The following is a 25397-nucleotide window of genomic DNA, read 5'->3' on the forward strand; positions in this document are numbered from 1 at the left end:
AACGAAAGCCGTGAAATTTCCGTTCATAAATGCGCACTCTGAAGGCGCGCAACCTGTCGCTTGGCTGAAGCCTTGACCGAAATACCGCGGAACGCACATTACGTTCGTAATTTTACCCAGACACTACGTTTATCCTCCGATCCCCTTTTACTCCAGGAGTACAACCATGAGCACCTTTGACGTCATGATTCTGGGCGCAGGCCCCGGCGGTTATAACGCGGCGATCCGCGCCGGACAGTTGGGCCTGAGAGCGGTTTGCGTAGAAGCAGCGCCTTTGCCGAAGACATAGCCCTGACCCGCCATCCACACCTGACCCGCTCCGAGGCCTTGCGCCAGGCGGCGATGAATGTGGAGGGAATGGCGACGCAGATGTAAGCCTGGAGATTGGCGGTGGCTGGTCTACCGCTATCGCGAGCAAGTCGAATCGGTCTCAGGCCGGCAAATGCCCCAACGGCAACGCCCCCGGCGTCTTCACCGTATGAATCGCAAAGTTGCTTCGGATATCACTCACACCTGGCAACTTCAACAAACGCCCCGTGAGAAAACGGTCATAGGCGCGCAAGTCCGGCACCACCACTTGCAGCAGAAAATCCGACTCCCCTGACACCAGAAACGCCGAAATCACCTCGGGTAACGCCGTCACGGCCAGGCGAAAGGCTTCGGCCTGTTCATCGTTGTGCCGTTCAACCTTGACCCCGACAAACACCGTCAGCCCGAGCCCTACTTCGTCGCGATCCAGATTGGCCTGGTAACCGCGTATCACCCCGGCTTCTTCGAGCATCCGTACCCGGCGCAAACAAGGCGAAGCGGACAGACCGATCTCGTCAGCCAGTTGCACATTGCTCAGGCGCCCGTCCCGCTGCAGGGCTGCGAGAATCTTGCGGTCGTAGGCGTCCAGTTTCATGGTTTGGCAGATCCTGATGGTTCAATGCAATTCAGTGGCAGGTTATGCCAACCCGAAGCAGTTTAGCAGCGAACTACGCAACCACCTGCTCTGCCTTTCAGCCCTAGACTGCCCGTACCGAATCGACAACGAATGGGGTGCGACGTGGCAGGACTGTGGCTGTTTTTCATGGCGCTGGCGGTGGTCTATCTGTTGCCGGGCCCGGACATGATCCTGCTGTTGCAAACCGGTGCCCGTCAGGGCAAAGGCGCGGCGCTGGCCACCGCTGTGGGACTGGGCATTGCCCGAGGCTGCCATGTGGCGTTGGCGGCGCTGGGGCTGGCGGCACTGTTTAAGGCAGCGCCCTGGGCTTTTGACGTGGTGCGCCTGGCCGGGGCCGCGTACTTGCTGTGGATCGGCATTCAATGCCTGCGAACCAGCATGTTGCCGAACCTTAACGGCGCAGACACGACGTTCGAAAAACCTCGCTGGAGTGCAGCGATCCGGCGCGGTTTGCTGACCAACCTGCTCAATCCCAAGGCGCTGCTGTTCTGCTCAGTGCTGCTGCCGCAGTTCATTGATCCACACGCCGGGCCGGTGCTCGCGCAATTCGCGACACTGGGTGTGGTGTTGGTCGGTGTCGGTTTGTTGTTCGACAGCGCTTACGCACTGACCGGCGCAGCGCTGGGCCGTTGGCTGCAACGCAGTCCTTCAGCCCAGCGCCTGCAACAATGGTTGTTTGGCAGTTTGTTAATTGGATTCGCCGTGCGGCTGACCTTCGTGCAACAGGCTTGAGCCCTACCTCTCCTTACGCCGGCGGCGATTGACCAGCAACAGCGCCGCTGCCGTGACCGCGATCACACCGCCAATCTGCAGCGGTTTTTTGTAGGGATGCAGCTGCGAGCGCGCGGCGTCGGTAACCTGGGTTACATAGCGCTTGTCGGCGCTCTGGAAGTCCGGGTCCTGGCATTGGTGTCCAAAATCGCCGGCCCAGACCACATACGGACCTTCCTCGACATAACGACGGTAGAACGCGCTTTGCTCTTGCAGGCTGGTGCCCCACGACGAAGCTTTGCACAGCACCGAAGCAAACGCCTGACTGCTGTGGGGCAGATGATCAGCGGCCTTGCTCGCCAGCGCCGTGGCGACAAAACGGTAATGGAAACGCGCATCGGGTTGCGCCACCGTGGCGTGCTGGCGCTGCACCTCCCCCTCGGCCATCAGCAATCCGACCTTGAGCTCGGGCGCTTCCAGACTGTAATTGCCACCGAAGGTCGCGTAATCCGGGGACATCTCGTAGCCCAACAGCTCCATTCCGTCGAAACGGGCCATTGTCGCGGCATGGTAGTAAGCGAATGCCCGTTTGGTCGGCCACCATTTTGATTCGGCGTCGTTGCGCAGCTGCCCGTACCACTTGGCTCTGGCCTGCAAGTCGGCGTTATCGAAATAGGCTGGCGCTTCGTCGTATCGCTCTTCGCGCAACAAGCGCCGCCCAAGCACATTGCGCAGTTTCGCCGCCACAGGCAGCTGCACATAGTTATCGCGATCCTCCTGAGTCAGAGGTGGCGGCGCCGGCACTTGAGTGTCGACGTACTGCTTGAGCTCATCGGCGGTCAACACGCGCTCGGCGACCGTCGCGGCGTCGGGCCAGTAAATGCCGTTGCTGCGATAGAGCTGATCGAACGCTTGCAGGTAGTCCCCGCGTTGCAACGCCAGGATCGCGCTTTCACCCTCAACCCGGCACTTGGGCTGAAGCGTTTCGAAGTCCCAATCCGGCGTGCGCCGCTCACCCCAGGATTCATTCTGAGGAAAGGCTTGGGCAGCCTTGGCATACGCTGCGGCAGCCGCGCTTTTATCGCCATCACGCAACGCCAGCTTGGCCCGCAGCCACCACGCCAGTCCGCCATCACCGGCGTGTTCGAGGAAGGCCTTGGCGCTCGCGTAGTCGCCCTGTTGATAATTCACCGCCGCCAGGCGATCAGCGTTATCGAGGCTACCGCGAGTGCTGTTTTGCAGCAGTTTGATCAGTTTCAATTCGTTCGGCGGTTGATCACCGAATGACCAGCCCAGTCGGCTGATCAAGGACGCCGTGACCAGTTGCTGCACCGGTTTGCCGTTGAGCAAACCGGCCAGTTGATCCTCAGGCAACGCCGCCAGATCGGCCATCAACAGCTTCAGCGAGGTGTAACCCACCGCCGATCCCTGAAGGTTTTGCGTGGCGTAGAGTTCGATGGCGCTGTTCCAGTCGCCGGCCGTGCGGGCGACGCGGGCCTCTTCGCCAAGACTGGCGACACCCAGTTCCTGTGGGTCACTGAAGCCGTCGATGCTTAGCTGACGGGTCTGCTCGAAGGCCTTTCGGGATTGAGCCAACAGGTCAGGGCCCGCGTCCGCTTCGGAGCTCATGGCAAACAGCGATCGACCCAACGAGTAAGCCGCCCAAGTGCTGCGCAACGCCCGTTGATCCGCCGGCAATGCCAACACCTTCTGGAAGTACTCGGCTGCCAGCCCAAATTCACCGGCATTGAATGCCACAGCGCCGGCCAGATAAAGATTAAGCTCAGCCGGCAGGCTCGCGCCCTGAATCTCGACCTGATGCGCCTCGGTCAGGCTGCGCAGCTGTTTGACCAGCACCTGCTGTTCAGCCGTCAAACCGGCCTGCTCAGCCTTATCCCGCTGTTCTGCGTAGTCGGGCGCATCCATGTCATAGGCGGTTTCGGTGACGTACTTCAGCCCGGCGACCGCCTGCCCGAGGCGACTGATTTCAAATCTGAAGTGACCTTCCGGCAGCTCCGCCAGGGACTGGCCACGGTTATCCAGCAGACGCATCGGGAAGTCCGGCCCACAGGCCAGCGCCGAACCCAGCGGCAGACTGAGGCTCAGACACAGCAGATGGCGGGGCCAGTTACGGGTCAACATTCGAACCTCCTTGATCAATATGTGCGCAACGAGCCCAACCCATGGCGCGCTGCTCGCCGGCCGGTATTCGACCGTCGCGCAGGCGGGTGAAGGTAAGCAGATCCGGACGCTGTTGCAACGCATAACCGGCCAACGCATCGGCGCCATCACAGCCCTGAACCGCGAGTGTCAGGCGTTCGGGCCAGGCGTTGTCGAGGTTGCCCTGATTGCTGAGGCTGATGTCATACAGGCCGTCTTGCTCAGAGAGTTTCAGCGCCAGGTGGCTGTCGAGGGCATCGCCACGCGCCACCGCGCCCAGGGTCGTCAGGCTCCAGGCCCGGCGGTCGCTGGCCAGCGGCAGACGAAACCAGATCAGGCCCGCCAGATGAGCCGGTGGATCATTGCGCAACTCGCTCCCGAGCCGGCTCAGTTGCTGCGGATCGGCGAGCAATTCCCGGCGTTTGCCCCCACGTTCGATGGGCACTTCGCTTTCCACGACCGGCGCACCGCCGCCCGGCAACAACGCCACACCATAGGCGGGCAGCGCCAGATAGAAAGGTTTCGAAGTGATACGGCTCCAGGCCCTGGTCCATTGACGGGCCTGATCCGGGTTGAACAAGCCAAGGCGCGGATCGCTCACCGCGTGCACCTGCAATACGCTGCTGTCGACTGTGGATAACAGCGCCGGCAATTCGGGACTGTCGAGCCAGGCCGGCAACGCGGTGATGCTCAGCGGAATAGAGACCGGCAGAATCGTGCGCAAATGCGTGAGGAATTCCCGATAGGCCGCAAGCCGGCCATTACCCGCATCGTGGTCGATTTCCACGCCGGAGAGAGTCAGCCCCTGCCCTTGCCAATCACCGAGCACCTGCTGGATCTGCGCGGTGACTGCGTCCTGATCCAGCGACTTGAGTTGGCCATCAAGACGAATCACCGCGATCAGCGGCCGACCATCCCGTTTGAGCAGCGCCGGGTCAATCCGCGCCCGGCTCCAACCCGCCTCAGGGAATGCCTGCAAGGCCAGCACCCGCAGGGTGGAAAAGTCAGCGCGGCTGTCCCTCAGCGCCGCTTCGTGGGCCGGTGTCCATTGTCGTTGCCAGACGTAGAGTTGCTGATCGAGCGGTGGCGCGTCCTGTCGTTCGCAACCGTTGAGCAACGCCACCGCGACAATCAGGGCCGACAGACGAGCGAAAAAATACATAACCGAATCTGATCCTTTGTCGCAGCGGCCAGACGCTGCGTTCGGCAGATGCTACAGGTCGAGGACCAAAGGCTGCGAGCCCTGCGCCGGAATCGCACAACAAATCAGCACGTGTCCGTCGCCGGGCACTTCTGCCGGCGGCTGTGGATAATTCACCTGGCCGCTGATCAGGCGCGTCTTGCAGGTCCCGCAGGAACCGCCGCGGCAGCTGAATTCCGGGCGCACCCCACGGCTTTCCGCCAACTCCAGCAAACTGCCACCGTCGGGTTGCCAGCGGGCCTCTTTCGCCGAGCGCTGAAACACCACCGGCACCGAGGTCGTCGCCGCGGGCGGTTGCTCGATGACCACCGCGTCGGGGTCCGGCACCCGACGTAAAGTCGAGGGGCCAAAGGTTTCGGCGTGAATCCTTGCATCGCGGATGTCCATTTCCCGCAGGCTGTCATACAGCCCTTGGGTAAAACTGCTTGGACCACAGAGGACGAAATCCAGCTGATCGTAGTCCTCAACTGCAAGGAGGGTCTTGAGCAACGCGGTGTCGATCCGCCCGGTCAGGTCGAAGTCTTCACCCTCTCGGGCCTCTGCCTCCGGTTGACTTAGCAGGCGCAACACCCTGACCGCATCACCCGCCTCATCGAGCAAGCGATCCAGCTCAGGCCGAAACACTTGATCGGCCAGCGTGCGCGAACTCTGGAAGAACCAGGTTGGCCGGATGCGGCGGGTGCGCAGGCCTTGATAAACCACCTCACGCAGCATCGACAGCAGCGGCGTGATGCCTACCCCGGCAGCCAGAAGCACCAGCGGCCGACGTTCATTGGGTGCCACGGTGAAATGCCCCTGAGGCGCACGGGCCTCCAACAGATCACCGACGCGCACCTGCTCATGCAGGTGCGAAGACACCAACCCGTCACGCTTCACGCTGATGCGGAAAAAATCATCGGACGGTGCGCTCGACAGGCTGTAAGTACGGATATGGACTTCACCGGCAATGTTGAAGCGCAGCGGCAAATGCTGTCCGGCCTGAAACACTGGCAACCCCGCGCCATCGGCAGGCTCCAGATAGATTGAGCGGATGTTGTGGCTTTGCGCCTCGATGCGCACCACCCGCAGCGGCCGCCAGCGATCCCCCAAGGCCTGGGCTTGCAGACGGGCGTTGGCTTGCTCCCAAGTGCCGGTCAGCAAACTGGTGGGTGACACGCCGTCGAAGCGCCACCGAAGAGCAAGCGCGGCGGGACGACGCACCACGCTTTCCACTTGAACTGTCCACAAGCGCTCGGCCCCTTGAAACGCCTCGACCTGTGGGCCTTCAAGAATGACTTCGGTGCGACCGCTAAGGTGCAGCAGGTCCCCCGAATTGAAATCGATAAACAACAAACCGGCCCGAGGATTGAGCAGCAGGTTGCCCAAGGTGTTGAAAAACAGGTTGCCGGCGAAATCCGGAATGGTCAGGCGATTACCTTCTACCTGTACGAAACCGGCCTGGCCGCCGCGGTGAGAAACGTCCACCGAACGTTGGCCATCGACGTCCACGTAACTGGCGACAAAGAACGTATCGGCTCCCGCGATCAGGGTTTTGGCCGCATCATCCAGCTCGTTCAGGTGTTGCGCGACGCGAGTCGACGGATCTGCCAGTGGCACCGAGCGAAACTGCCGCAATTGAATGTATTGCGGGCAATTGCCGAAGGACTGCTCCACCGCCACATTGAAGCCGCTTGCCGTCATCGCGCCGACTCGACCGTTGAGGCGGTTGCGGCGACGGGTGTGCAGTTCGATCCCCAGCAGGCCGATCGCCGCGCCCTCCGTCAGTTGCGCAGGATCATCCGCGCCCGGCAGGCTGCGAAATTGCAGCGCACCCGGCTCGAGCGAGTGAGCAAAGCCCGGTTGCCCTTCAAGAATACTGGCCCAAGGATTACCGTCGGCATCCACCGCGCCGTACAGCATGAACGGCAGTTGCTCATAGAACTTGCGGTGCTGGTCCGGCATCTCACTGCGAATCACCTTACGACCGAGCACCTCCATTCGTTCGGCGATGCCCACATAAGTCTGCAATTGTTTCTCGCCGGCGTGCCAGGGTGAACGGTCCATAACGGCTTCTCCCCTGCGCCATCGGCGCAGTGTGAACGACCCGACAGTGTCGGGCCGCAGTCATCAGGCAGTTTTTTGCAGACCGGCAACGGTGCGCGGCATGCCGACAAACCCTGGCAAGGCTTCGATCCGCGCCAGCCAGGCCCGGATGTTGGCGTAGTCTTCCAGCGACACATTGCCTTCGGGCGCATGGGCGATGTAGCTGTAGGCCGAAACGTCGGCAATGGTTGGCTCGGCGCCCGCCAGATACGGCATTGCTGCCAGTTCCTGATCGATCACTTTGAGCACGGTGTGGGAATAAGCGATCACCTCTTCAGCGTTGTAAGGCGCACCAAACACCGTGATCAGCCTGGCTCTGGCAGGGCCAAAGGCAATCGGTCCAGCGGCAATCGACAACCAGCGCTGAACCTTGGCCGCGCCGGCCGGATCGGTTGGCAGCCAACGGCCGTTACCGTACTTTTGCGCCAGATAAACCAGAATCGCGTTGGAATCGGCCAGTATCACGCCTTGATCATCAATGACCGGCACTTGACCAAACGCGTTGAGCGCCAGAAAGTCCGGCTGTTTGTGCGCGCCCTTGGCCAGATCGACAAAGATCAGTTCGGTCGGCAGTTGCAGCAGGGACAGCATTAGTTCTACACGGTGAGCGTGGCCGGAACGTGGGAAGTTGTAGAGCTTGATGGCTTGCATGGTCGACTCCGTTGGGTGGTGGCGCTGTTGAAGAGAGATCAGTACAGATGGGGGGCCATCTTCCACCCGCGACCCAAACAACAGAATAACCAGCAAACGCAATCCATTATTTCAGCCGGCGCAATAACCCATTAGCCGAGCAAGGCCGGATGTTCGCGCAGTGTTTTCACCGCGAAGTCCACAAAACTACGGACCCGCACCGGGGCCTTGCGCCCACCCTGGTAGACAACATGAATGGGTAATGGAGGCAATTCGAAGTCAGCCAAAACGATTTCCAGCTCACCGGAGGCGACTTTGCTTGCCACTTGATACGACAGAACCCGGGTCAGCCCCAGGCCCTTGCAGGCGGCGGTGATTGCAGCCTGATTGGCGGTGACAACCAGACGTGGTTCCGGACGAACGCTGATCAGCTCTCCCGCGTCAAGAAACGGCCAGCTTCTGAGTTGACCAATGGACGAGGTGGCGATGATCGGGGCTCCGCTCAAATCTGCAGGATGTCGAGGCCGACCACGGTCAATCAGAAATCCAGGAGAAGCGCAGATCACCCGCCGCACTTCGCCCACTCGAATTGCATGCTGATTGCTGTCAGGCAACTCACCGATGCGGACCGCCACATCAATGCCCTCCTCGACCATGCTCACCACCCGGTCTACCAGTAATGCGTTGATGCAGACTTCAGGAAATTGCGTCAGATAATCCACCATCACCGGCGTGACAAACAGCTCACCGAACAACACCGGCGCCGTGATCGTTAGTTGCCCGCGCGGTTGAGCGTGACTGCCCGCCGCCGAATCTTCGGCTTCCTGCACCTCGGCGAGAATCCTCCGACAGTCTTCCAGGTAACGCTGACCCGCCTCGCTCAAATGCACACTGCGAGTGGTGCGTGTCAGCAGCAATGTGCCAATGCGTTTCTCCAACGCCGCCACTGCGCGAGTGACGCTGGCTGCCGACAGGCCCAAACGCCGTGCCGCCGCCGAGAAACCTTGGTCCTGGGCGACGGCAGCGAAGACTTGCATTTCCTGGAAACGGTCCATATGTGTGTCCTCATTAAAAAATCAGAAGATCGCAGCCTGCGGCAGCTCCTTGTATGTTGACCCTGATTCCAAAGCGAGAGATTTCGCTTAAGTCATGGACATGCATGCGTACCTGAAAAACATGTGGTACGGACATCGAACATTAAGTTGTTTGGTCGTTTCTTGAACGTCTCTGCTTGTGCAGTAGCCCTATCTGAATCAAAGGTACGTCAATGAGTGCAAATTTTTCAGGCATTACGTGGGGCTTTTCCGGCATCGACCGGCGTTTGCTGAAAGTGCAATCTGGGCGGGAATGTCGCGATTTGTGTCCCTGGCCTCTTTGAGTACCTCCGTCGGCTTTTTCATCTCCTGGCTACAGTGTTTCTGTACCTCCTCCAGCGAGGTGCCTGTGACCAAGCGGTAATAAATCTGGGTAGCCAGATACTCAATCCGGGTAGTCCGGACTACTGGCGAGTAAGCCAGTGTTATTGAAAGCTCTCGCGTCCCTCGAGCGGAGCGCAAATAGTCCTCCGGCAACCGCAGTTCAAAGAACTGGCATCCGTCGTTCTCGATGGTTTCCTCTGACATCAACACCACGACGTTATCGGAAGACCTGAAAAGATCAGCCTCACTCACCACTCCATAGCCGGCCACATCCCTTTCTACGTCACGGTTCCAGGTGGCCTTCGCCTGCTTGTAGCTCTTTCGAAACTCCTTAGAAAACGTCGAGGTGACCGCATCCGGCAGATAAGCCTGATTGACCAGCATTGCGCGAAGCATGTTCGCTGACGCCGTTGGGTACGCGTTCAGCAGGCGCCCGGCTAGGTGAGTGATGTACGGCGCCGCCAAGCTCGTTCCGCTGACCTCCTTAAAGACGGTATTCCCCCTCCACTGGTGGTTGAGCGTTAACACACCCAAACCCCGCATGTGTGGCGCCCATTGCGCGTTTGCTTGCCTCATAGGGCTGGCGAGGTTGCCGCCGGCCGCAACGAGCTCGGGCTTGATCGCCCCTTTTACCGACGGGCCGTGCCGCGTGAAGGGAGATGGCTGGTTTTCCGCAGCAGGTGAGAGTTGGTGAATCTCCGGATACTTCTGACTATCAATCGTGGCGTTGTGCCGGGAGATGCTTCCCACAGTCAACACCATCATTGCAGGTGCGGGGTCAATGATCGCGCTCTGGGCAGCGATTAAGTACTCCGGGTACTCGTCGCGCCAACTATTGATTGGGTGCGTGGTATGTCGGTGGAGTGCTGGATGACAAGAAAGCGAAATGAGCTTATTGGTAGAACGGCCTTATCCTGTGGATTACGTCCACCCAAATAGTAAAAGAGCGAAGATTGATTTCATCTGGGGAAAGCCGGATAACCCTGCCCCGGTGGGGCTTCGTGTCTGGGGGCGAGACGGTAGTAACGATGTCCTGCTAGCCAAAGAAAGCTGGCCTTGGAAAAGCTTCGATGAAGCAATGAGGCGCGGGATTAGACTGGCTACGAAATGGTGTGAGCGATAATCTGTTATTAGCAAGCCGGTCTCGGTTGCTCAAGTTATTGCGCAGCGAGCTGAGTTTCAGTCCAGCTTCAGCCACTTGGGCCGAGATCTGAACCGGCTTGGGCATCAACCTCATGCTGTGCCTTGCGTGGTGATTATCGGTCTCCAGCCAGAAGGGGACCAGAACGGGCCTTGCCTGACCACTGTCGGCTCCTTGTCGGTGCACTGGACAAGGCTGGTAGGGCATGTTCTATTCTTGCCTTTGATTTGGGAAATTTTCTACAGCCCGGGTCGACTCTGATGAGGCGCTTCAGGATTAAAGCGTCTCCGCCAGCTCGCTAGCCTCCGTCGTTGTCACTTATCAGGGATGATATTCATGCGAAGCGATTGTCCAACCAATAACAACGCGCCCATGCAGTCCGTCGACGTGCACCAACTGCTCGATGCCGAGCTGAGCAGACGTGGCCTTGGGCATTTCGAGGTTTATCAGTGTGGGCCGACGCTGGATCAAGCGGAAATCATCACCAATTATCCCGATGCGCTGGACCGCGGTGACTCTGCGGATGACTTCTACCAACGCGGTCAATTGCTGTCTTTGTCCAAGCGCCGCATAAAACCGTTTTTCTGGAGCGATGAAAACATCCTCGCGCCCGCAGCAGAAGCGGTCCCGGTGCCGGGGCCCTGTGCACCCGTCGGTGAGGGAGCCAGTTTTATTGTGCATGGCAATCGGGGTTTTTATTCCATCCTCAACCTGTGCAGCTTCGGCGAACACCAGCAGTTTCGCGAGAGAGTGCTGGCTAACAAAAGTGAGCTGCAGATGCTGCTGGTCTCGGTCTACGACGAGGCCTTGGAAAGCGACGTAGCCGTGTGCGCCCCAGTTTTACAGGAAACTGTACTCACGCCTCGGGAAACGCAGGTGTTGTCCTGGACCAGCCTGGGCAAGACCTATAACGAAATAGCGCTCTTGGTTTCAATAAGTCCGCGCACCGTCAAGTTCCATATGAAGAATATCTTCAGCAAGTTGGATGTCACCAACGGAAAGTCCGCAATTCGCAAAGCCTTGCAATTGGGCTACATCCGCGAACAGGCCTGAAGCAGGCACTCCCATCTGCCAATGCCACGCCAGCCGGTGAATTTTCACCGGCTGGCGTGCGTGCGCGCGCGTGATTTGGCCCTACCTGTCTAAAAGGGCAGCTTGTTCGCGATCAATCGGTGCTTTAGTTTTTTTGCAGCCGATGAGTCTAGCTCAGGCAAAAAAACAATAGCCGCAACACCTGAAAAAACCTTAGCCCAGCAATGAGCCTGGTGTTGCAGCGTACCGCTTAATTATGGAGTGATTATGCTGGTCGATAAAAACAAAGAGCCTGTTGGCGAATACGCTGCGGGTATTTCCCGTGAAACCTTCGGAATGCTCAAGCATCTGTGCAAGAAGGATAACTATCACTGGACCTTAGCGCTGGGTAAGGACTACGCAATCATCGTCTTTGCCATCTACCTGTCCCTGGGTGTCAGCTACTGGTTCTATCCGCTTTCGCTATTTCTGATCGGTACCACCCAACGTGCCCTGACGAACGTGCTACACGAGTCAACCCACAAGGTCTTGGCGAAAAATCGTGCGATCAACTGGTTCGCCGGTACATTTCTCTCGGGCTACCTGGTTTTCCACCTGTATCAGTCCTACAGCACATCGCACATCAAGAACCACCATGTGCACTTGGGGCATCCGGAAAAAGACCCTGACTACAATTTTCATCTCAAATGCGGCCTATACGACTTGCAACAGAGCGAGCATGAGTTTTTCTTGAAAAACGTGGTGATGGCGCTGTCCGGCTACAGGACCCTTCAGTACATCAAGTACGTGGTCAAGGACCGGGTCCAGGGCCAGGACCCCCGCATCCGCAATGAACGCAGGGTGATGTGGGCCTACTGGGCGGTGATTCTGGCGGTGGCCGTCTGGTTTGGCGTGGTCGCTGAACTGGTGCTGTTCTGGCTGGTACCGCTATTCACCACCGCCGTAGCCGTAGGCTGGATCATCGAACTCGCCGAGCATTATCCGCTGCCTGCCGTAGAGACCGACAAGCTCTTGCTGACCCGTAACCGTAAAGGCAACGTGCTGGAAAACTTCTTTTTTGGTCGCCATGACGATAACTATCACCTTGTGCACCACCTGCACCCGTCGATACCCCATTGGAATATGCGCAAGGCACATAAGCTGCTGATGTCACACCCTGAGTACGCGCGCTGGGACAACATGTGGGCCGGTATTTTTACTCGCGACCGGCATAGCCGCCATAAAGAGACCCTGCTCAGTTACGCGGCCAAGTTCCGCGCCCACAAGATTGTCAATCAAGGCGACGATTCGAGTTTCGCACGTCGCATGCTCAACCAGGCTTCCGGGGTTTAACGCCATGAACACTACTGATAACAGCTTGCTGGCTACCCTGGCCCTGAAGAAACTGGCGGCGAACAAGACCTATCGTGACTTGTTCCTGGCCAGCGAGACGCTACGTGATTTCCTGCGTCCTGCAGCCCTTCGCTACATCATTTCCGAAGACCGCCTGGAGATGCTCGACAAGCTGGCTGCCCTATTGGGAAAAGGCTATCGCACGGGTGTCGAGTTCGTCGGCGAGGAAGCGACTACGTTGGCCGAAGTGACCACTGCAACCGACGAATACCTGAAGCTGATCGACTTGATCGTGCAGCATCCCAAGCTCGGCGAACCACCTCAACTGGGGTTCGACCTGTCTAACGTCGGCACTATCATTTCCCGGGAACTGGCGATCGAGAACTGCTCGAAGATCCTGACCCATGCGGCCGACAAGAATGTCGGTGTGATCATCAGTATGGAGCGCTCCCAATGGACGGATTCGATCCTCGATATCTTCCTGCAACTGAGCGGGCGCTTCCCCAACGTGGGGATCACCCTGCAGGCGCAATTGAACCGAACCCCGGATGACCTGGGGGCGGTCCTGGAAACCGGCTGCAAAGTGCGCCTGGTCAAAGGCGTCTATGCTGAGCCTGCCGCGATTGCTTTGCCCCGTGGTGAGGCCCTCAACGAGCGTTACCTGGGGCTGCTGGACCGGATCAATGGCGGCCGTGGGCAGTTTGCTTTCGCGACCCAGGACCCGTTGCTGATTGAAGAAATCCTCACCAGCCACATCGCCAACCGCGGCGAGCTGGAGATGCTCCACGGCGTGCGCCCTGAACTGATCAAGGCGGTAAAAGACCACGGCCAGGTCAGGGCCCGGGTATCAGCGGTGTATGGCGCCAACTGGTACTTGCATCTGCTGCACCGTGTGGCTGAGTTTCCGCAGAACATTTTCCTGGCGCTGGATGACGTGGCTTCGCCACGGGCCTCTGAAACCGCCACTCATTACTGAAAAGGACATTCTTATGAAGCAGTACGTCGCGTTGGTGGATGTCTACTCGAGCGGTAATTTCCTGCCGCAATATTTCCGGGATGCCGGTTTCAGCCTGATCCATGTACAGAGCACCCCCGAGTTGATGCCGAGCATGCTCGGGCCGAACCTGTCGGAGTTCGAGCACAATTTGGCATTCAACGACAATGCCGAAGAAATCGTGCGACGTCTGCATGAATTCAACGTAGTCGCCGTCATTGCCGGCCAGGAGCCTGGCGTGCCATTTGCCGACTACTTAAGTGAACAGTTGCAATTGTCCACCTCCAACGGCAGCGCTGGCTCACGCGCTCGCCGCGACAAGTTTGAAATGATCAAAAAAGTCGCCGCCGCGGGTCTGTTGACTGCACGCCAGATCAAATCGTCGGACCCCGCCGAGCTGCTGGCCTGGGTAGAGGCCGGCCAAGTGTTTCCCTGCGTGATCAAGCCGCTGAGCTCGGCCTCGACCGACGGGGTTTCGATCTGCCATAACGTCGAGGACGTCAAGCGTGCTTGTGAGGAAGTGGTGTCTAACCTGGATATCTTCGGCTTGGCCAATACCGAGATTCTTTGCCAGTCCTACCTCAAAGGCCCGGAATACATCGTCGATACCGTCAGCCGTGATGGGCAGACCTACGTCTGCGGAATCTGGCGCTATGTGAAGCGCGAAATCAGCGGCGGCAAGAACATATACGACCGCGACGTGCTGATTGCCCCGGACAGTGCCGAAGCCAATGTGCTGGTGGACTACATCGTGCAGGTACTCAAGGCCTTGGGTATCAATAACGGCCCGGCCCATTCGGAAGTGATCCTCACCGAAGCTGGCCCCGCTCTGGTGGAAGTCGGTGCTCGCTTGAACGGCAACATGGAACCCAAATTCCATGACATCAGCCTGGGCGGCAACCAGGCGCAGCTTACCTACCTGGCTTACTGCGACAGTGAGGCGTTCAAGGCAAACTACGCTGGCAAGCGCTACTACAAGCTCAAGGAAGCCTGTGTCATCAACACCGACACCACGCTGCAAGGTGAGGTTACCGGATTCAATGAAGCGGTCATCCACCTGATTGAGGGACTGCCCTCGGTGCATAAGCTGAGTGTCAAATACAAGGCTGGCAAGCTGATGAAAAGGACCGTGGACCTGCTCAGCAGTCCGCTACGGGTGTTCCTGGTATCGGAGAGTCAGCGCGATATCGACCAGGATTACGAGCAGATCCGTCAGTACAAAGACAACGTCTATGTGATCCGCTGAATATGGGCACTTATCGCGCGTTACGCGGGCTCAACGCTCGCTTGCAGTTGCTGTTCCTGATCACCCTGGTGTTCCGCATGGGCACCATGGCGTTCCCTTTCTATGCGGCGTACCTGATTCATCAGCACGCCGTATCGGCGGGCACCGCAGGCTTGCTGGTGGGCGTCTATGGCGCAGGGGCGTTGTTTGTGGACTTGATCATCGGCGGAGTGATCAAGCGGTATTCCGCCAATCGGGTGATCCTCGGTTCGTTGCTGCTCAACGCGCTGCTGCTGCTAATCATTCCGTCGGTGGATAACCCGGCGGTGCTGTTTGTGCTGTCGTTTCTGTGGGGCGCCTGTTATGAGGCATTCACCCCCGCGACGTTCTCCGAAACAGTCAGCCATAGCAGTAGTGAGTCGCGCAAAGTGGCGTTCTCTTGCAACCGCCTGGCGATCAATATCGGCATGGCGATCGGGCCACTGCTGGGCAGCCTGATTTTCCTGAGTAACGCCGACGCGGTGTTCTACATCAACGCGGCGTTGTCCCTGGTGGCCTTCGTTGCCTGCCTGTGGTTCGGGCGTGCGGTGCCCGTAGCCCAAGGGGCTGCCGTCGTCAGCAAGGGCAATGGGTTGCCGGAGAGCGCACTGCACGAGCGCTCGCGCTTGCTGGTGATTTTACTGGCAGCATTGCCGGTGCACATTGCCTATGCGCTGCCACCGACCTTCCTGTCGGCCTACATCATCAATTACACCGAATTGCCGGCGTACTACGTCGGTATCATTTTTTTCGTCAATGCACTGTTGGTGATCGTGTTCGAAGTGCCGATCAACCAGCGTATGTCGCACCTGTCGAGCAGAAGGTCGTTGGTGGCCGGTTTCCTGGTGGCCGGCGTGGGGTTCTTCCTGATGGGCTTCAGCCATATCGGCGCATTGTTGCTGGTGGCCACCGTGTTCTGGAGCCTGGGGGAGATGATCGTGTTTCCAGGCATCACCCACTACGTCAGCAGTATCTCCAGCCGTCATACCGTGGACCGCAACCTCGGCTATTACTCGGCGGGAGTCAATATCGGCGTGATGCTCACGCCGTCGCTGGCGTTCATGCTGGTGTCACAGCCATCCCTGCCTTCGCCGTGGCTGCTGGCGGGCACGGTATTGCTATTGTTCGCGGTGGCGGTGGGGGTAATGAAAGGGTCGACTGTCTTGTGGAACAAGGAAGCGTGAAATGAATGTGGTACATCTGAACACAGCCGGTGCGGGCCTTATGTCGTCGGCCACTCTGAATGCGATCCAGCGTTTTACCGCCATTGAGGCGCAAATGGGCAGCTATGAGACCGAACTGGCCTACGAAGAATTGCTCAACGCCGACCTGTATCGGGTGACGGCCGGGCTGTTGAATGCACAGCCTTCGCAGATTGGCTTTTTCAGCAGTGCCACCGAAGCCTGGACCAGCATTCTCAGCAAACTGCAATTCCCCCGAGGTAAGCGGGTTTGGGTGTCGACCTCGGAATACGCGGCGAACCTGATCTTCTTCAACTACCTCAAGCTATCGCGTGAGATCCGCGTCGAAGTGATCCCGACCACGGCCACCAGCCCGCTGGACCTGGAATGGGTGCAGCGGCACTTGGACGAGGACGTGTTTCTCGTCAGCGTTTCGCACCTGCCCTCGTGCTGTGGGGTGATCAATCCAGTGGACGCGCTGGGGAGGCTGCTCAAAGGCTCGAACACGCTGTATGTGGTGGATGCGTGCCAGTCGTTGGGGCAGTTGCCGCTGGATGTGCGCGACATCCGCTGTGATCTATTGACGGGCGCGGGCCGCAAGTTTCTCTGCGGGCCCCGTGGCAGTGGGATTGCCTACGTGTCGCCCCGCCTACTTGGCCAGTTGCAGCTGAATTTTGCCGATTTGCACGCCGCCAGCACGGATGGCCAGGTCAACCGGGTGGAAATGTCCGGCGCGCGGGTGCTGGAAATCGCTGAAAAGAGCTTTTCGGCGCTGGTGGGGTTGCACACAGCGTTGCAGGAGTACGTGCAGGTGGGCGGCGGGCAGGTGAGCACGGAGCCCTATGCGCTGTTGGTGCAGGAGTTGCGGCGTCTGCCGCAGTTAACGCTTATGTGTGACCAGTTCGAACAGACCGGGATTGCCTCTTTCGTGCCGCACAACATGCCGGCCCAGGCATTTGTCCGCCAGGCCCGCGAGCTGGGGCTCAACCTATGGGCGGGCACTGCCGCCCATACCCCTTTGCTGCTCAAGGACTTGGGCGTCACGCACTTCGTGCGTGCCTCAGTGAGCCGGCACATCACCCTCGCCCAGATTGAACAGGCTCTGGTGATCCTGCGGAGTCTTTAGCTGCGGCCACTCACTGGGCGGCGATGGTGTAGCCGTCAAAGGCGCTTTGCTGTTGCAGCGCGGTCACGATGCTCTTACTGGCCGGTCACGCGGAAGGTGGTTTTTGCAAACCGCTATGCTTAAGTGGCTCCTTGAATCCTTGCTTGTGGCACTGTAAGTGGCAGTCGGGATGGAGCAGTACACGGTTATTTAGTTTATCCGGGCCGCCATCCACCCGCCTGACAACGTGGTGATCGTGCCAGCCGGTATCCTTGCTGATGGCATGTCCGCATAAAGCACATTTACCCTGTTGCCGCCTGAAAAGACTCAGTATCTGCCGCCGATACCTAAGCTTATTTAGCATCCGTTGAACCCTTAATGCCTCCCACTTGAACTCCTGTTCTTCCACAAAGGAACGCATAGTCTCCTCTGGCTGAATTGCTAGGATCATTTTGGGCTTTCAAACCTTGAGCTACGCCCAGAGCGGGGAGGAGCGGAGGAAAGCGTCGCTAGCTTCCGAACCAGGGGGGGCGTAGGCGCCAGCGACAGACTTTTATTTAGTTCCGACAGACTTTATTTCGTAGTTTCATGTTGAATTTTGTGAATTAAAGCTGTCGCAAAAAGGCCCGGTTTCCGGGGGCCTCCAGGCACTGTGAAAAATTCGCAAAACTGTCTCAACGTCCTAAAAAGCCTCTTAAGCGCCAACGTCTTGCGAATTAAAACTGTCGCACTGGGCTCGATGCAGCCCTAGTCCCGCACGGAGCGAAGCATCAGCGTTGCCATCTCGGTGCATTGGGCGTAAAGCGAATTGATCACAATGGTCAATTTGCTAGAGTCGTATGCGCCTGTTGCCATGCCATCTGACTTAACTTTGTAAAATGCTTTGGCGTAGCTCTCCTTGTATTCCAGCGCACCGTGATAGATATCCAACGACTCCTTGTAGTTTGTCCAAATCACCTGCGGGGGCGGTCGCCCCTTTAATCGAAGATCCAAATAGCATTCGATGGCTGCTGCACGGCCATTGATATCCACATTCTCGACACCGCTGGGCCCCCGGGCCGAAAAACTGCGTAGCTCTTCAAGGGCAGGCAGAAGCATTGCTCGCATGTTTGCCGGAAAGTTGAAACGACGGAGGCCTTCAAACGCCTCGACCCCTTCCGCATCGTTGTCAAATAGGATGACAACACGATTGTGGACATCAATCTTGATCAATCCCTCGGCAAACTTTGACAAGCTCCCTGTTCCGGAGAACGGATGTCGCTCCTCTATGTCGATGAACCGAAAAAAATCTTCGATATCTGGTCGGAGAAGCATGAGGGCTCTCTTCAGGATTCGAGTGTCGGAAGTCCCTTCAGTCGCGATTAAATAAGTCTGAGATCGACGGGCATTGGGAAGGAAGTCTTCGTTTTGCGCCCAGCCCGCACTGACGAAATTGCCGTAATCCCACACCACATCAAGGCTTAGATTGGCCGGATTCTCAGCAAGAATTCGGAGAATGGAGTAAGGGTGGAGGAAGTCAATTAATGCGAAAAAATGGCTGCGTTCAGAGTATCCACCTCTTTCTCGGTCAACTTCCCCTTCAGGTAGCAGCGAGACAGCGGGTTCGCTAGCGAGCCGACCATATCCCTCTGCGTGCTTGGCATCATAATTTTCAATATAATCGTTCTTCAGATCACACACGGCATTCGTGCATATAAAGTTGACGAACTGCTGGAACGTTAAACGAGGCGGCGGGCCGCCGTCTTCGGTATAAGCGAACCGTTCGCTGTCGAGCGCTATGTGAACTTCGTAATCAGCCTCGACCGATTTGAGTGTGTGCCCGAGAAGTTCCAGCCGCGAGACCATCGACCCAAGAGTGCGACAAAAGCAAAGCTCGCTTTGTGAAACATCCTTTGAGTGCTTCTCGTAGTATTCGTAATTGATACTCGCATGACGACGGCGACGCCGGTCGCGCTCTTGGAACAGCATGCCGTGATCCATGCCCATGTGTCCCGTGTTGTACGTGAGGTCGATATCGCCCACAGTCAAAGTGATCGGCGTGCTCATAATTCTCTACTTACAGGCACACGCCTGCCATTACCGATAATCGTCAGAGACTTGGATCCGCGAGTCATCGCAACATACAGATGCTTGGCATCGAGAGAATCCGCATCCAGGATCACCGCATGATCGAATTCAAGACCTTTAACCAGCAAAGTGGTGCCGATGAGTTTGCGGTGAGAGATGGGGCGCCCCGTATGCCTCATATCGCGCTGGTAGATCTTGCCCATCTCCATCAGGGTCAACCCTTCACTCTCGCTATGCATTTTGAGTACGTGGAGCAAGCGAAACAACAAGTCACGGCGATAAGCACCCGTCTCCGGGTTTAATTTAAGCTCTAGGAAGAATGCTATCAGGTGACCGCTTGTAGGGTTTCCGAGGTATACATTTGCGGCCGAAAGCAGGCTCGGGTATTTGGTAGTTTTCCGTAAGCTAGTAACTTCCCCGCGACTCGTACCGGCCGTCACTACGTTGCCAACGCCAGTGAAACACTTTTTCGCAAATGTCAGCGCTCGCAGAAATCCCTTCTGAGCGGTCTTCGCCGCATCCAATTGCTTCAGGAATGTGTGAAGCACCTTGCCCTCAATTTCCTCAATTGAAGAGAACCGACCCGCCATTCCTTGGGCCAAATTGTGCGTCATATTTTTGGATCGCGGGTCTCCACCGTGGAGCGCGATGACGCTTTCATTGTGTCCTAGCAAGCTCCAAAGTGCAGAGCGCTGCTTTTTTTCAAGATCTTCAGGTTCGGTGCGGTACCGAATCACGCAGGGCGGTCTCCTCCCTAAAAGATCGATCTGCCGACCTGCCTGAATACTGGTACGGACGTCCTTCAGCCAAGCGCCCAACGCTGGATTATCAGCCCAGCGCCATGGTGTCTCTAGCTGGCCTAGACACTCGAATTTGGGATAGACGCTGCGCTCCCAATCCACCGGCTTGGCGTCGTCGAAATCATAAATAGCCTGCATTGGATCGCCCAAGAGCCGACAGGGCAAGAGATCTGCCAAAGCACATACCAACGAGTGCTGCAAATCAGAGCAATCCTGATACTCGTCGACATAAATACCCGCGTATGAAGCTGATATGGCATGCCGGATGAACGCCTTCGCGAGCAGGGCGGAGCAGCGCTCATAAAGCTGGTTCCACTGTTCATCTGTCGGGTTGTCTACATTCCATCCTGATGTCTTCGGATAAGCCAAGCACAGACGCAGAGACCAGCTCGCAATGGTGTCGACCTGGTATTTTGAAGTCGGTACGCCGAGCGAAGTCATCTTCGCTCTGATCGAATTTACGCCGGCGAAGGTGTGAGTCAAAACCAGCTGCTTACCGTTAGAAACCCGCGCTGCCAAAGCAATAAGATGCGTCTTTCCGTAGCCTGCTGGGGCGATTACATACCCTTTGGTCTTGCAGTCGTTGAGCTTGACGGCTAATTCTTCAGACATGCTCGACCCACTTCCAAAGCTTTGTTAGCTGAATGGATAGGTCCGTTTTAGCGAATTCAGCGTCCTCAAACGCAGGTTTAATCGTTTTAAACCACAAGTCACCACGTGTGATGTCTTTGAACCAGTTCGATTTTTTGGCCGCAATACCAATGGCCTTTCGCAGCTCAGGACTGTCTTCCCAGTGGCCAAGCTCCTTTTCCAAGTTACCTTCGAACTTATTGAGTACTTGATCCCTCACCGAGTAATTCAGCGTATCCCGTGCTAGATAGAGGCTACTCAAGACGAATTCCCACGGCACATCTTGAAAAGCACGCTCCTCCAATGACAGCTTGTCACTCCACATGAAGACTGGAATCTCCAAATCCCGAAGCACCTGCGCATCAGCCTCGGAAAATTGGTCGTCCGCATCTCCATCGGCGAGTGCAGACACATTGTAGTGAAGTGCCTTAAACGCCTTGGCGATCGGTTTCACCTTTGACCCACCGATGACGTCCAGCAGTGCCACTCCATGGTATGACAGTGGATCTTTCTTATTGTCGACCTGGTAATCATCGAACCCCCGGAGGAAGCCAACCTCTGTTGCGCCTTCACACACGATGACCTTCTTGGCAAGGAATGCGTCGGAGCTGGAACGTACTTTTCCCTGTAGTTCATGCTGCTCAAGCCCTTTTTTTGCTGCTGGGATAACCTGAGTTAAGCCACCTTCACGGTGAACGACGTAGAGCTCATCGATGGTCAGTTCACGCAATACTGTCGGCGAGTGGGTCGTGAGGAAATATTGGCCCCGTTTGTCTTCCCTGATGTGCTTGATCAGCCGTGTGATCCGGTGAGGCTCCAGACCGAGCTCCACCTCGTCGAACAGGGTGATATGGCCTTCATCCAGTCCCATCTTCTGAATACCGCACAGAAGCATGCGCCTGGATCCTAGCCCCAACTGGCGCAGCGGAATTTCACCGTCATGCAGAACTAGTCCGCCAACTTTCAAATTCATGGAGGCTAGATCGAGGTGCGCCTTGTAGGCATCGACCACGGGAACCCCAAGGAGCTTGGCGACTTCCTGAGATTTCAGCGCCGCAGCATCGAAATTTTTTAGCGTCTCCTCCCGCTTTGCATCTAATGACGATCGCGCAGTTCTGGAGGCATCTGCCAGCAGTTCATTCAGGCTCTGTGCTGCGGTCAGCTTCGACAAGGCAGTACCGGTAGCCCATGAAAGCTGCCTTTCACTGAATGTGCCGATCAGGCCGACGCTGACTTTGTTCCGGTCGGCTTGCTTGAAGGGGACTCCCTCCGGTTGTCGGTCGCATACGACAACCCAATGGGGTTCGAGATCTTTGCTAACAGTGAAACGCACGGTGAGCACGTTTTCGAGATGGTCATCTGGCTCATCGTTGATCTGAAACGTGTCGCAGTCCCAGCCTCGGAGGTAATGCCCATACTTAGCGAGCGAACAAAAGTCGTCTACAAGCTCGCCGATCGTTGCTTCGATTGTGATCGAATTTTCAATGTTGCCTTTATGGAAGTCGGCGTCGCTGAGTGTGAGATTCCACTGGGGATAGAACGTATACCGAATGGCATCCAGTATGGTCGATTTAGACGAGTCTCCCTTTCCAATCAGACAGAAGATGTGAGCCTTCGGGAGGTTCCATTCCAGCTTGCTGACGCCACGGAAATTCATGATCTCCAACTTTCTAATTTTCACCAGACAGTATCTCCTTCACATTCGCGCTTCTGGAAGGAGCAGCTCGAAGCATGGATGTGACGCAGCCTCGCTGATGCTCCTAGGCATTTCCAAAACCTGTGCCATCGTCGCTCGCGGCCATGACGGCACGAAGGCATAATGCTGGCCGCCTAAGATAAGCACGAAACTGGTCGAGGAGCCATATGGGCGTTAAGGAGGCATTTGAAGATGCAGACGTACTGGGAAGGCTAGCCAACAGAATTACTGCCAAGGCCTCAAAACGCGCTCTGACCAGGGTGCTACTCATGGCTAGCGTGGGAATCGTTATTTTAGGCAGCTACCTCGGATAGCGGACTCGAGCGGCATCATGCCGCCGAACGCAAACAACTCCGACCGTGAGTATTTTGTCTACCATCGCAGTCATCCTGATCGCGTCCCGCACATAGGGCCGGCCATCAAAAGTCGCTCGACGGGCGAGTGGGTGCTCCCCGTCTCTCGCAGGATCAGTAACTCTGACGGCAGCTTTGCCGGTGTGGCGTTGGCAACCATCTACCTCGACCATTTTCTGAAGCTCTACAACAGCATAGATATCGGCAGTAACGGCGTCATCAACCTGATCTCCTCGGACGCTCGAATTATCATCCGGCGCCCCTTCAATGAAGCGGTCATTGGCACCAGCGTCGCTGATGGACCACTTTTCACTGAGTTGCTGCCCAAGGGGTCTTCAGGAACAGCCACTGTCAGATCGTATGTGGATGGCGTCGAACGTGTCGTAGGCTTTCGACGGATTAACGATTACCCGCTCATAGTGTTTTCAGCCATGAACAAAGAGGAGGTATTGGCGAGTTGGCGACAGGAAACGTTGATGAGCACCGCCATAGTGATTCTGCTTATGAGCGTTTTAGGGGTAATCGGCTACCGCTTTATCCGTCTGATGAAGCAGCAGAATCAAATTCAAAACGAATTGCTTGGTACTCAGAACAAGTTGTTGGATGTCAATCGGACACTGGAGCTCTTAGCCCTGGAAGACGCTCTTACGGGTTTGGCCAACCGTCGTCAGTTCGACCTTTTCATCCATGCCGAAATAGGCAGGGCAAAGCGCAACCAAACGTTTCTTGCTTTGCTGATGATCGATGTCGACCGATTTAAAAGCTTTAACGATAGGTATGGCCACCTAGTGGGAGACGAGTGTCTGCGGGGCCTCAGCGCGATCATCAAAGACAACATCAGGCGACCTGGAGACTTAGCTGCACGATTTGGCGGTGAGGAGTTCGCGGTGGTTTTACCAGCGACCGACTACGTGGGGGCCTTTATCGTCGCCGAGAAGATCCGCAACGCTGTCCAGCAAGCTCAAATTGAGCACGTGGATAGCGGAGAGGGGGTAGTGACGATCAGTATTGGGGTAAGTGTCTGTACTCCTAGACATGATGATATTCCTGACGCCTTGATTGGTGCTGCTGACAAGGCACTTTACCTTGCCAAGACCAGCGGACGAAACATGTCCGTAATCGCAGACTGAAAAACTCTTCCACTATTTCAACACTGTTACGTAAAGTCGATGAGCTCATCGAAAAATCCAACTTACACCAACCGTTCAGCGGAACATTAAGCAATGAATATTGACCAAATTATTAAGCACGTCGAAAAACTGCCAGAAAAAAGTCGAAACAGGTTTATTGAAAATACATTAATACTGCTCAACCAAATTGAATGGTCAGTAATGCTACGTGGCCCCTACCGTTTAGTTTTAGACTCAAACATAATTATGAGGCTTGAGGACTATCGGCTGGGCACGATCAATGAGGGCGGACTTTCCGTACTTTTTGCCTTCATGTTAATCAAAAAACTTCCGCATCACTTCGACCTGGTGATTCGTCCGAGTGTGTTTTACGAGTATTTAAGATTAAGTAATGTAAGCAGCTCCCGTCAGCATTGGGAAAAATTTAAAGAATTAAAGTCAATTACAGAAGATGAACTTGGGTCAGTTCTGTTCTTTGATGGCATTGAGACCTATTCCAACGCAGAGTATTATATCAACCTGATTCAAAGCGATGCAGACAAGATTACAAAAACATTACGCGATTATCAGCAGAAGGATTGGCGATTCGACTTTGTTCAGCCACACGGCTGTGGGTATGCAGGCGTACCTGCAAACAATGGCGAGTACATTATCGTGCCACCCGTATTTGCTGCACAGGGTCTGTACAAGGATATCGGACTGGAGTACTTCGACGAGCGTCGAACTAACCGGTTTTTCATGGAGCATATCGAGAAAAATATTTCTGAATGCAAAGACAATGATCAGCAAATCATCGAACATTACAAAGGCGATAGAAAATTTCTGCTAACTAAAGTTCTCAGGCTTACCAGCAAAGGAAATTTAGAGGGCTTAGCGGATTTGGATATATTTTCGATGTGCAACGTGCAGACGCAGTTCAATACTCAAAGTCACGGGCGGTACTCACCTGCATCAATTGGTCTATCCATTGATTCCAATCTTGCCGACGCGCTGAGTTTCTATAGCTCACTCTCTAGAACTTCCCCACAATGGGGGGGCAGTGAACAAAACCTGGATGACAACATGGCCGAAATGGAAGCCTTCTTTCATGATGAAATTCGAGTTAGAGAGGGAGAAGTTCGCCTGAGACAAGCAATGGAATATAGTCAAGAATTACTAAAGGAGATGGCATCAAAGATGGCGGCAAAGTAATTTTTTCTGTTTTTGACGGGGTGTTAACCGATTTTTTACGCTGTTAGCCACAGTGGTTAACGGAGAATAAATTTAGATTACAGCCCTCAATGCAACTGCGGTCTTGAGCCACCCAGGGCTGCATCTCGAGCAACCTGCTTCGGACCATGCTCGGATAGATGTAGCCTAGCTCGCTCGATGGTCAAACCTTCCGATTTACATTCAGCCAATAACAATAAAGGCGCTCCGAGGAGCGCCTTTATTATTGATGAGGCTATTTACTGTACGCTGGCTGGCTTCGAGTCCAAGTGGGCAGATTCACCGTAAGCGTTCCGCCAACTAACATTGCGTGGT

General features: G+C 56.3%; 19 protein-coding genes and 2 pseudogenes. 10 read left to right on the forward strand and 11 right to left on the reverse strand.

Features of this window, described 5'->3' with window-relative positions; translation table 11 throughout:
- Positions 1 to 166 precede the first annotated feature (166 nt).
- Positions 167 to 265, forward strand: a pseudogene (locus tag ACYZTR_RS00725) (FAD-dependent oxidoreductase); the annotation flags it as partial.
- Positions 266 to 430: 165 nt separating this feature from the next.
- On the opposite strand, the gene ACYZTR_RS00730 reads toward ACYZTR_RS00725, so the two are convergent.
- A complete protein-coding gene (locus ACYZTR_RS00730) occupies positions 431 to 904 on the reverse strand; it encodes an Lrp/AsnC family transcriptional regulator (protein ID WP_046053936.1) in 474 nt (157 codons plus the stop codon).
- Positions 905 to 1048: 144 nt separating this feature from the next.
- Between ACYZTR_RS00730 and ACYZTR_RS00735 the strand changes: the two genes are divergently transcribed.
- Positions 1049 to 1678: a LysE family translocator gene (locus ACYZTR_RS00735; RefSeq protein ID WP_461975627.1), complete on the forward strand. Its 630-nt coding sequence runs from the start codon at positions 1049 to 1051 to the stop codon at positions 1676 to 1678.
- A 3-nt stretch (positions 1679 to 1681) separates the two neighbouring features.
- Here the strand turns inward: ACYZTR_RS00735 and ACYZTR_RS00740 are convergent, their stop codons facing one another.
- The 6 genes from ACYZTR_RS00740 to ACYZTR_RS00765 all read right to left on the reverse strand — a co-directional run bounded on the left by ACYZTR_RS00740 (position 1682) and on the right by ACYZTR_RS00765 (position 10036).
- Positions 1682 to 3799 (reverse strand): hypothetical protein, encoded by a 2118-nt coding sequence (locus ACYZTR_RS00740; protein WP_461975629.1) that lies wholly within the window; start codon positions 3797 to 3799, stop codon positions 1682 to 1684.
- The gene (locus tag ACYZTR_RS00745; protein ID WP_461975631.1) at positions 3786 to 4979 is read right to left on the reverse strand and encodes a DUF3142 domain-containing protein; all 1194 of its coding nucleotides are present in this window, start codon (positions 4977 to 4979) and stop codon (positions 3786 to 3788) included. The genes ACYZTR_RS00740 and ACYZTR_RS00745 overlap by 14 nt, the downstream gene beginning before the upstream one ends.
- A gap of 51 nt (positions 4980 to 5030) precedes the next feature.
- Positions 5031 to 7061, reverse strand: a complete 2031-nt coding sequence (locus ACYZTR_RS00750) for a 2Fe-2S iron-sulfur cluster-binding protein (protein WP_461975633.1) — start codon at positions 7059 to 7061, stop codon at positions 5031 to 5033.
- Between the two features lie 63 nt (positions 7062 to 7124).
- The gene (locus ACYZTR_RS00755) at positions 7125 to 7751 is read right to left on the reverse strand and encodes a glutathione S-transferase family protein (RefSeq protein WP_461975635.1); all 627 of its coding nucleotides are present in this window, start codon (positions 7749 to 7751) and stop codon (positions 7125 to 7127) included.
- A gap of 131 nt (positions 7752 to 7882) precedes the next feature.
- Positions 7883 to 8785 (reverse strand): LysR family transcriptional regulator, encoded by a 903-nt coding sequence (locus ACYZTR_RS00760; protein WP_461975637.1) that lies wholly within the window; start codon positions 8783 to 8785, stop codon positions 7883 to 7885.
- Between the two features lie 234 nt (positions 8786 to 9019).
- On the reverse strand, positions 9020 to 10036 hold the full coding sequence (locus ACYZTR_RS00765; protein ID WP_461979915.1) for a S8 family serine peptidase: 1017 nt from the start codon (positions 10034 to 10036) through the stop codon (positions 9020 to 9022).
- Positions 10037 to 10625: 589 nt separating this feature from the next.
- Here ACYZTR_RS00765 and ACYZTR_RS00770 point away from each other — a divergent pair.
- The 6 genes from ACYZTR_RS00770 (at position 10626) to ACYZTR_RS00795 (ending at position 17218) form a co-directional block, all read left to right on the forward strand.
- Positions 10626 to 11342 carry a helix-turn-helix transcriptional regulator gene (locus tag ACYZTR_RS00770; RefSeq protein ID WP_461975639.1) on the forward strand — a complete coding sequence of 239 codons (717 nt, stop codon included), beginning with the start codon at positions 10626 to 10628 and terminating at the stop codon, positions 11340 to 11342.
- Between the two features lie 246 nt (positions 11343 to 11588).
- On the forward strand, positions 11589 to 12653 hold the full coding sequence (locus tag ACYZTR_RS00775; protein WP_461975641.1) for a fatty acid desaturase: 1065 nt from the start codon (positions 11589 to 11591) through the stop codon (positions 12651 to 12653).
- Positions 12654 to 12657: 4 nt separating this feature from the next.
- The gene (locus ACYZTR_RS00780; protein WP_461975643.1) at positions 12658 to 13629 is read left to right on the forward strand and encodes a proline dehydrogenase family protein; all 972 of its coding nucleotides are present in this window, start codon (positions 12658 to 12660) and stop codon (positions 13627 to 13629) included.
- Between the two features lie 13 nt (positions 13630 to 13642).
- On the forward strand, positions 13643 to 14893 hold the full coding sequence (locus ACYZTR_RS00785; RefSeq protein WP_461975645.1) for an ATP-grasp domain-containing protein: 1251 nt from the start codon (positions 13643 to 13645) through the stop codon (positions 14891 to 14893).
- A gap of 2 nt (positions 14894 to 14895) precedes the next feature.
- Positions 14896 to 16095 carry an MFS transporter gene (locus tag ACYZTR_RS00790; RefSeq protein WP_461975647.1) on the forward strand — a complete coding sequence of 400 codons (1200 nt, stop codon included), beginning with the start codon at positions 14896 to 14898 and terminating at the stop codon, positions 16093 to 16095.
- A gap of 1 nt (position 16096) precedes the next feature.
- Positions 16097 to 17218: an aminotransferase class V-fold PLP-dependent enzyme gene (locus ACYZTR_RS00795; protein WP_461975649.1), complete on the forward strand. Its 1122-nt coding sequence runs from the start codon at positions 16097 to 16099 to the stop codon at positions 17216 to 17218.
- An 85-nt stretch (positions 17219 to 17303) separates the two neighbouring features.
- Here the strand turns inward: ACYZTR_RS00795 and ACYZTR_RS00800 are convergent, their stop codons facing one another.
- The 4 genes from ACYZTR_RS00800 to ACYZTR_RS00815 form a co-directional block, all read right to left on the reverse strand.
- Complete coding sequence (locus ACYZTR_RS00800; protein ID WP_461975651.1) at positions 17304 to 17648, reverse strand: HNH endonuclease; 345 nt, start codon at positions 17646 to 17648, stop codon at positions 17304 to 17306.
- 296 nt (positions 17649 to 17944) lie between these two features.
- Complete coding sequence (locus ACYZTR_RS00805; protein WP_461975653.1) at positions 17945 to 19243, reverse strand: HEPN/Toprim-associated domain-containing protein; 1299 nt, start codon at positions 19241 to 19243, stop codon at positions 17945 to 17947.
- On the reverse strand, positions 19240 to 20676 hold the full coding sequence (locus ACYZTR_RS00810) for a UvrD-helicase domain-containing protein (protein ID WP_461975655.1): 1437 nt from the start codon (positions 20674 to 20676) through the stop codon (positions 19240 to 19242). The genes ACYZTR_RS00805 and ACYZTR_RS00810 overlap by 4 nt, the downstream gene beginning before the upstream one ends.
- On the reverse strand, positions 20669 to 22375 hold the full coding sequence (locus ACYZTR_RS00815; protein WP_461975657.1) for an ATP-dependent nuclease: 1707 nt from the start codon (positions 22373 to 22375) through the stop codon (positions 20669 to 20671). Before ACYZTR_RS00815 ends, ACYZTR_RS00810 begins: the two co-directional genes overlap by 8 nt.
- Before the next feature lie 325 nt (positions 22376 to 22700).
- Here ACYZTR_RS00815 and ACYZTR_RS00820 point away from each other — a divergent pair.
- Both ACYZTR_RS00820 and ACYZTR_RS00825 read left to right on the forward strand, forming a co-directional pair.
- A pseudogene (locus tag ACYZTR_RS00820) lies at positions 22701 to 23873 on the forward strand (sensor domain-containing diguanylate cyclase); the annotation flags it as partial.
- A gap of 93 nt (positions 23874 to 23966) precedes the next feature.
- Complete coding sequence (locus ACYZTR_RS00825) at positions 23967 to 25064, forward strand: hypothetical protein (RefSeq protein ID WP_461975659.1); 1098 nt, start codon at positions 23967 to 23969, stop codon at positions 25062 to 25064.
- Positions 25065 to 25397: the final 333 nt, after the last annotated feature.

Source organism: Pseudomonas sp. Hz4 (assembly GCF_054898165.1).

Excerpts from the sequence above, each read along its gene's own strand:
- ACYZTR_RS00755 (WP_461975635.1), bottom strand. The coding sequence starts at position 7,751 with ATGCAAGCCATCAAGCTCTACAACTTCCCACGTTCCGGCCACGCTCAC.
- ACYZTR_RS00780 (WP_461975643.1), top strand. The coding sequence starts at position 12,658 with ATGAACACTACTGATAACAGCTTGCTGGCTACCCTGGCCCTGAAGAAA.
- ACYZTR_RS00785 (WP_461975645.1), top strand. The coding sequence starts at position 13,643 with ATGAAGCAGTACGTCGCGTTGGTGGATGTCTACTCGAGCGGTAATTTC.
- ACYZTR_RS00770 (WP_461975639.1), top strand. The coding sequence starts at position 10,626 with ATGCGAAGCGATTGTCCAACCAATAACAACGCGCCCATGCAGTCCGTC.
- ACYZTR_RS00740 (WP_461975629.1), bottom strand. The coding sequence starts at position 3,799 with ATGTTGACCCGTAACTGGCCCCGCCATCTGCTGTGTCTGAGCCTCAGT.
- ACYZTR_RS00750 (WP_461975633.1), bottom strand. The coding sequence starts at position 7,061 with ATGGACCGTTCACCCTGGCACGCCGGCGAGAAACAATTGCAGACTTAT.
- ACYZTR_RS00775 (WP_461975641.1), top strand. The coding sequence starts at position 11,589 with ATGCTGGTCGATAAAAACAAAGAGCCTGTTGGCGAATACGCTGCGGGT.
- ACYZTR_RS00800 (WP_461975651.1), bottom strand. The coding sequence starts at position 17,648 with ATGATCCTAGCAATTCAGCCAGAGGAGACTATGCGTTCCTTTGTGGAA.
- ACYZTR_RS00805 (WP_461975653.1), bottom strand. The coding sequence starts at position 19,243 with ATGAGCACGCCGATCACTTTGACTGTGGGCGATATCGACCTCACGTAC.
- ACYZTR_RS00790 (WP_461975647.1), top strand. The coding sequence starts at position 14,896 with ATGGGCACTTATCGCGCGTTACGCGGGCTCAACGCTCGCTTGCAGTTG.
- ACYZTR_RS00795 (WP_461975649.1), top strand. The coding sequence starts at position 16,097 with ATGAATGTGGTACATCTGAACACAGCCGGTGCGGGCCTTATGTCGTCG.
- ACYZTR_RS00745 (WP_461975631.1), bottom strand. The coding sequence starts at position 4,979 with ATGTATTTTTTCGCTCGTCTGTCGGCCCTGATTGTCGCGGTGGCGTTG.
- ACYZTR_RS00730 (WP_046053936.1), bottom strand. The coding sequence starts at position 904 with ATGAAACTGGACGCCTACGACCGCAAGATTCTCGCAGCCCTGCAGCGG.
- ACYZTR_RS00810 (WP_461975655.1), bottom strand. The coding sequence starts at position 20,676 with ATGTCTGAAGAATTAGCCGTCAAGCTCAACGACTGCAAGACCAAAGGG.
- ACYZTR_RS00760 (WP_461975637.1), bottom strand. The coding sequence starts at position 8,785 with ATGGACCGTTTCCAGGAAATGCAAGTCTTCGCTGCCGTCGCCCAGGAC.
- ACYZTR_RS00825 (WP_461975659.1), top strand. The coding sequence starts at position 23,967 with ATGAATATTGACCAAATTATTAAGCACGTCGAAAAACTGCCAGAAAAA.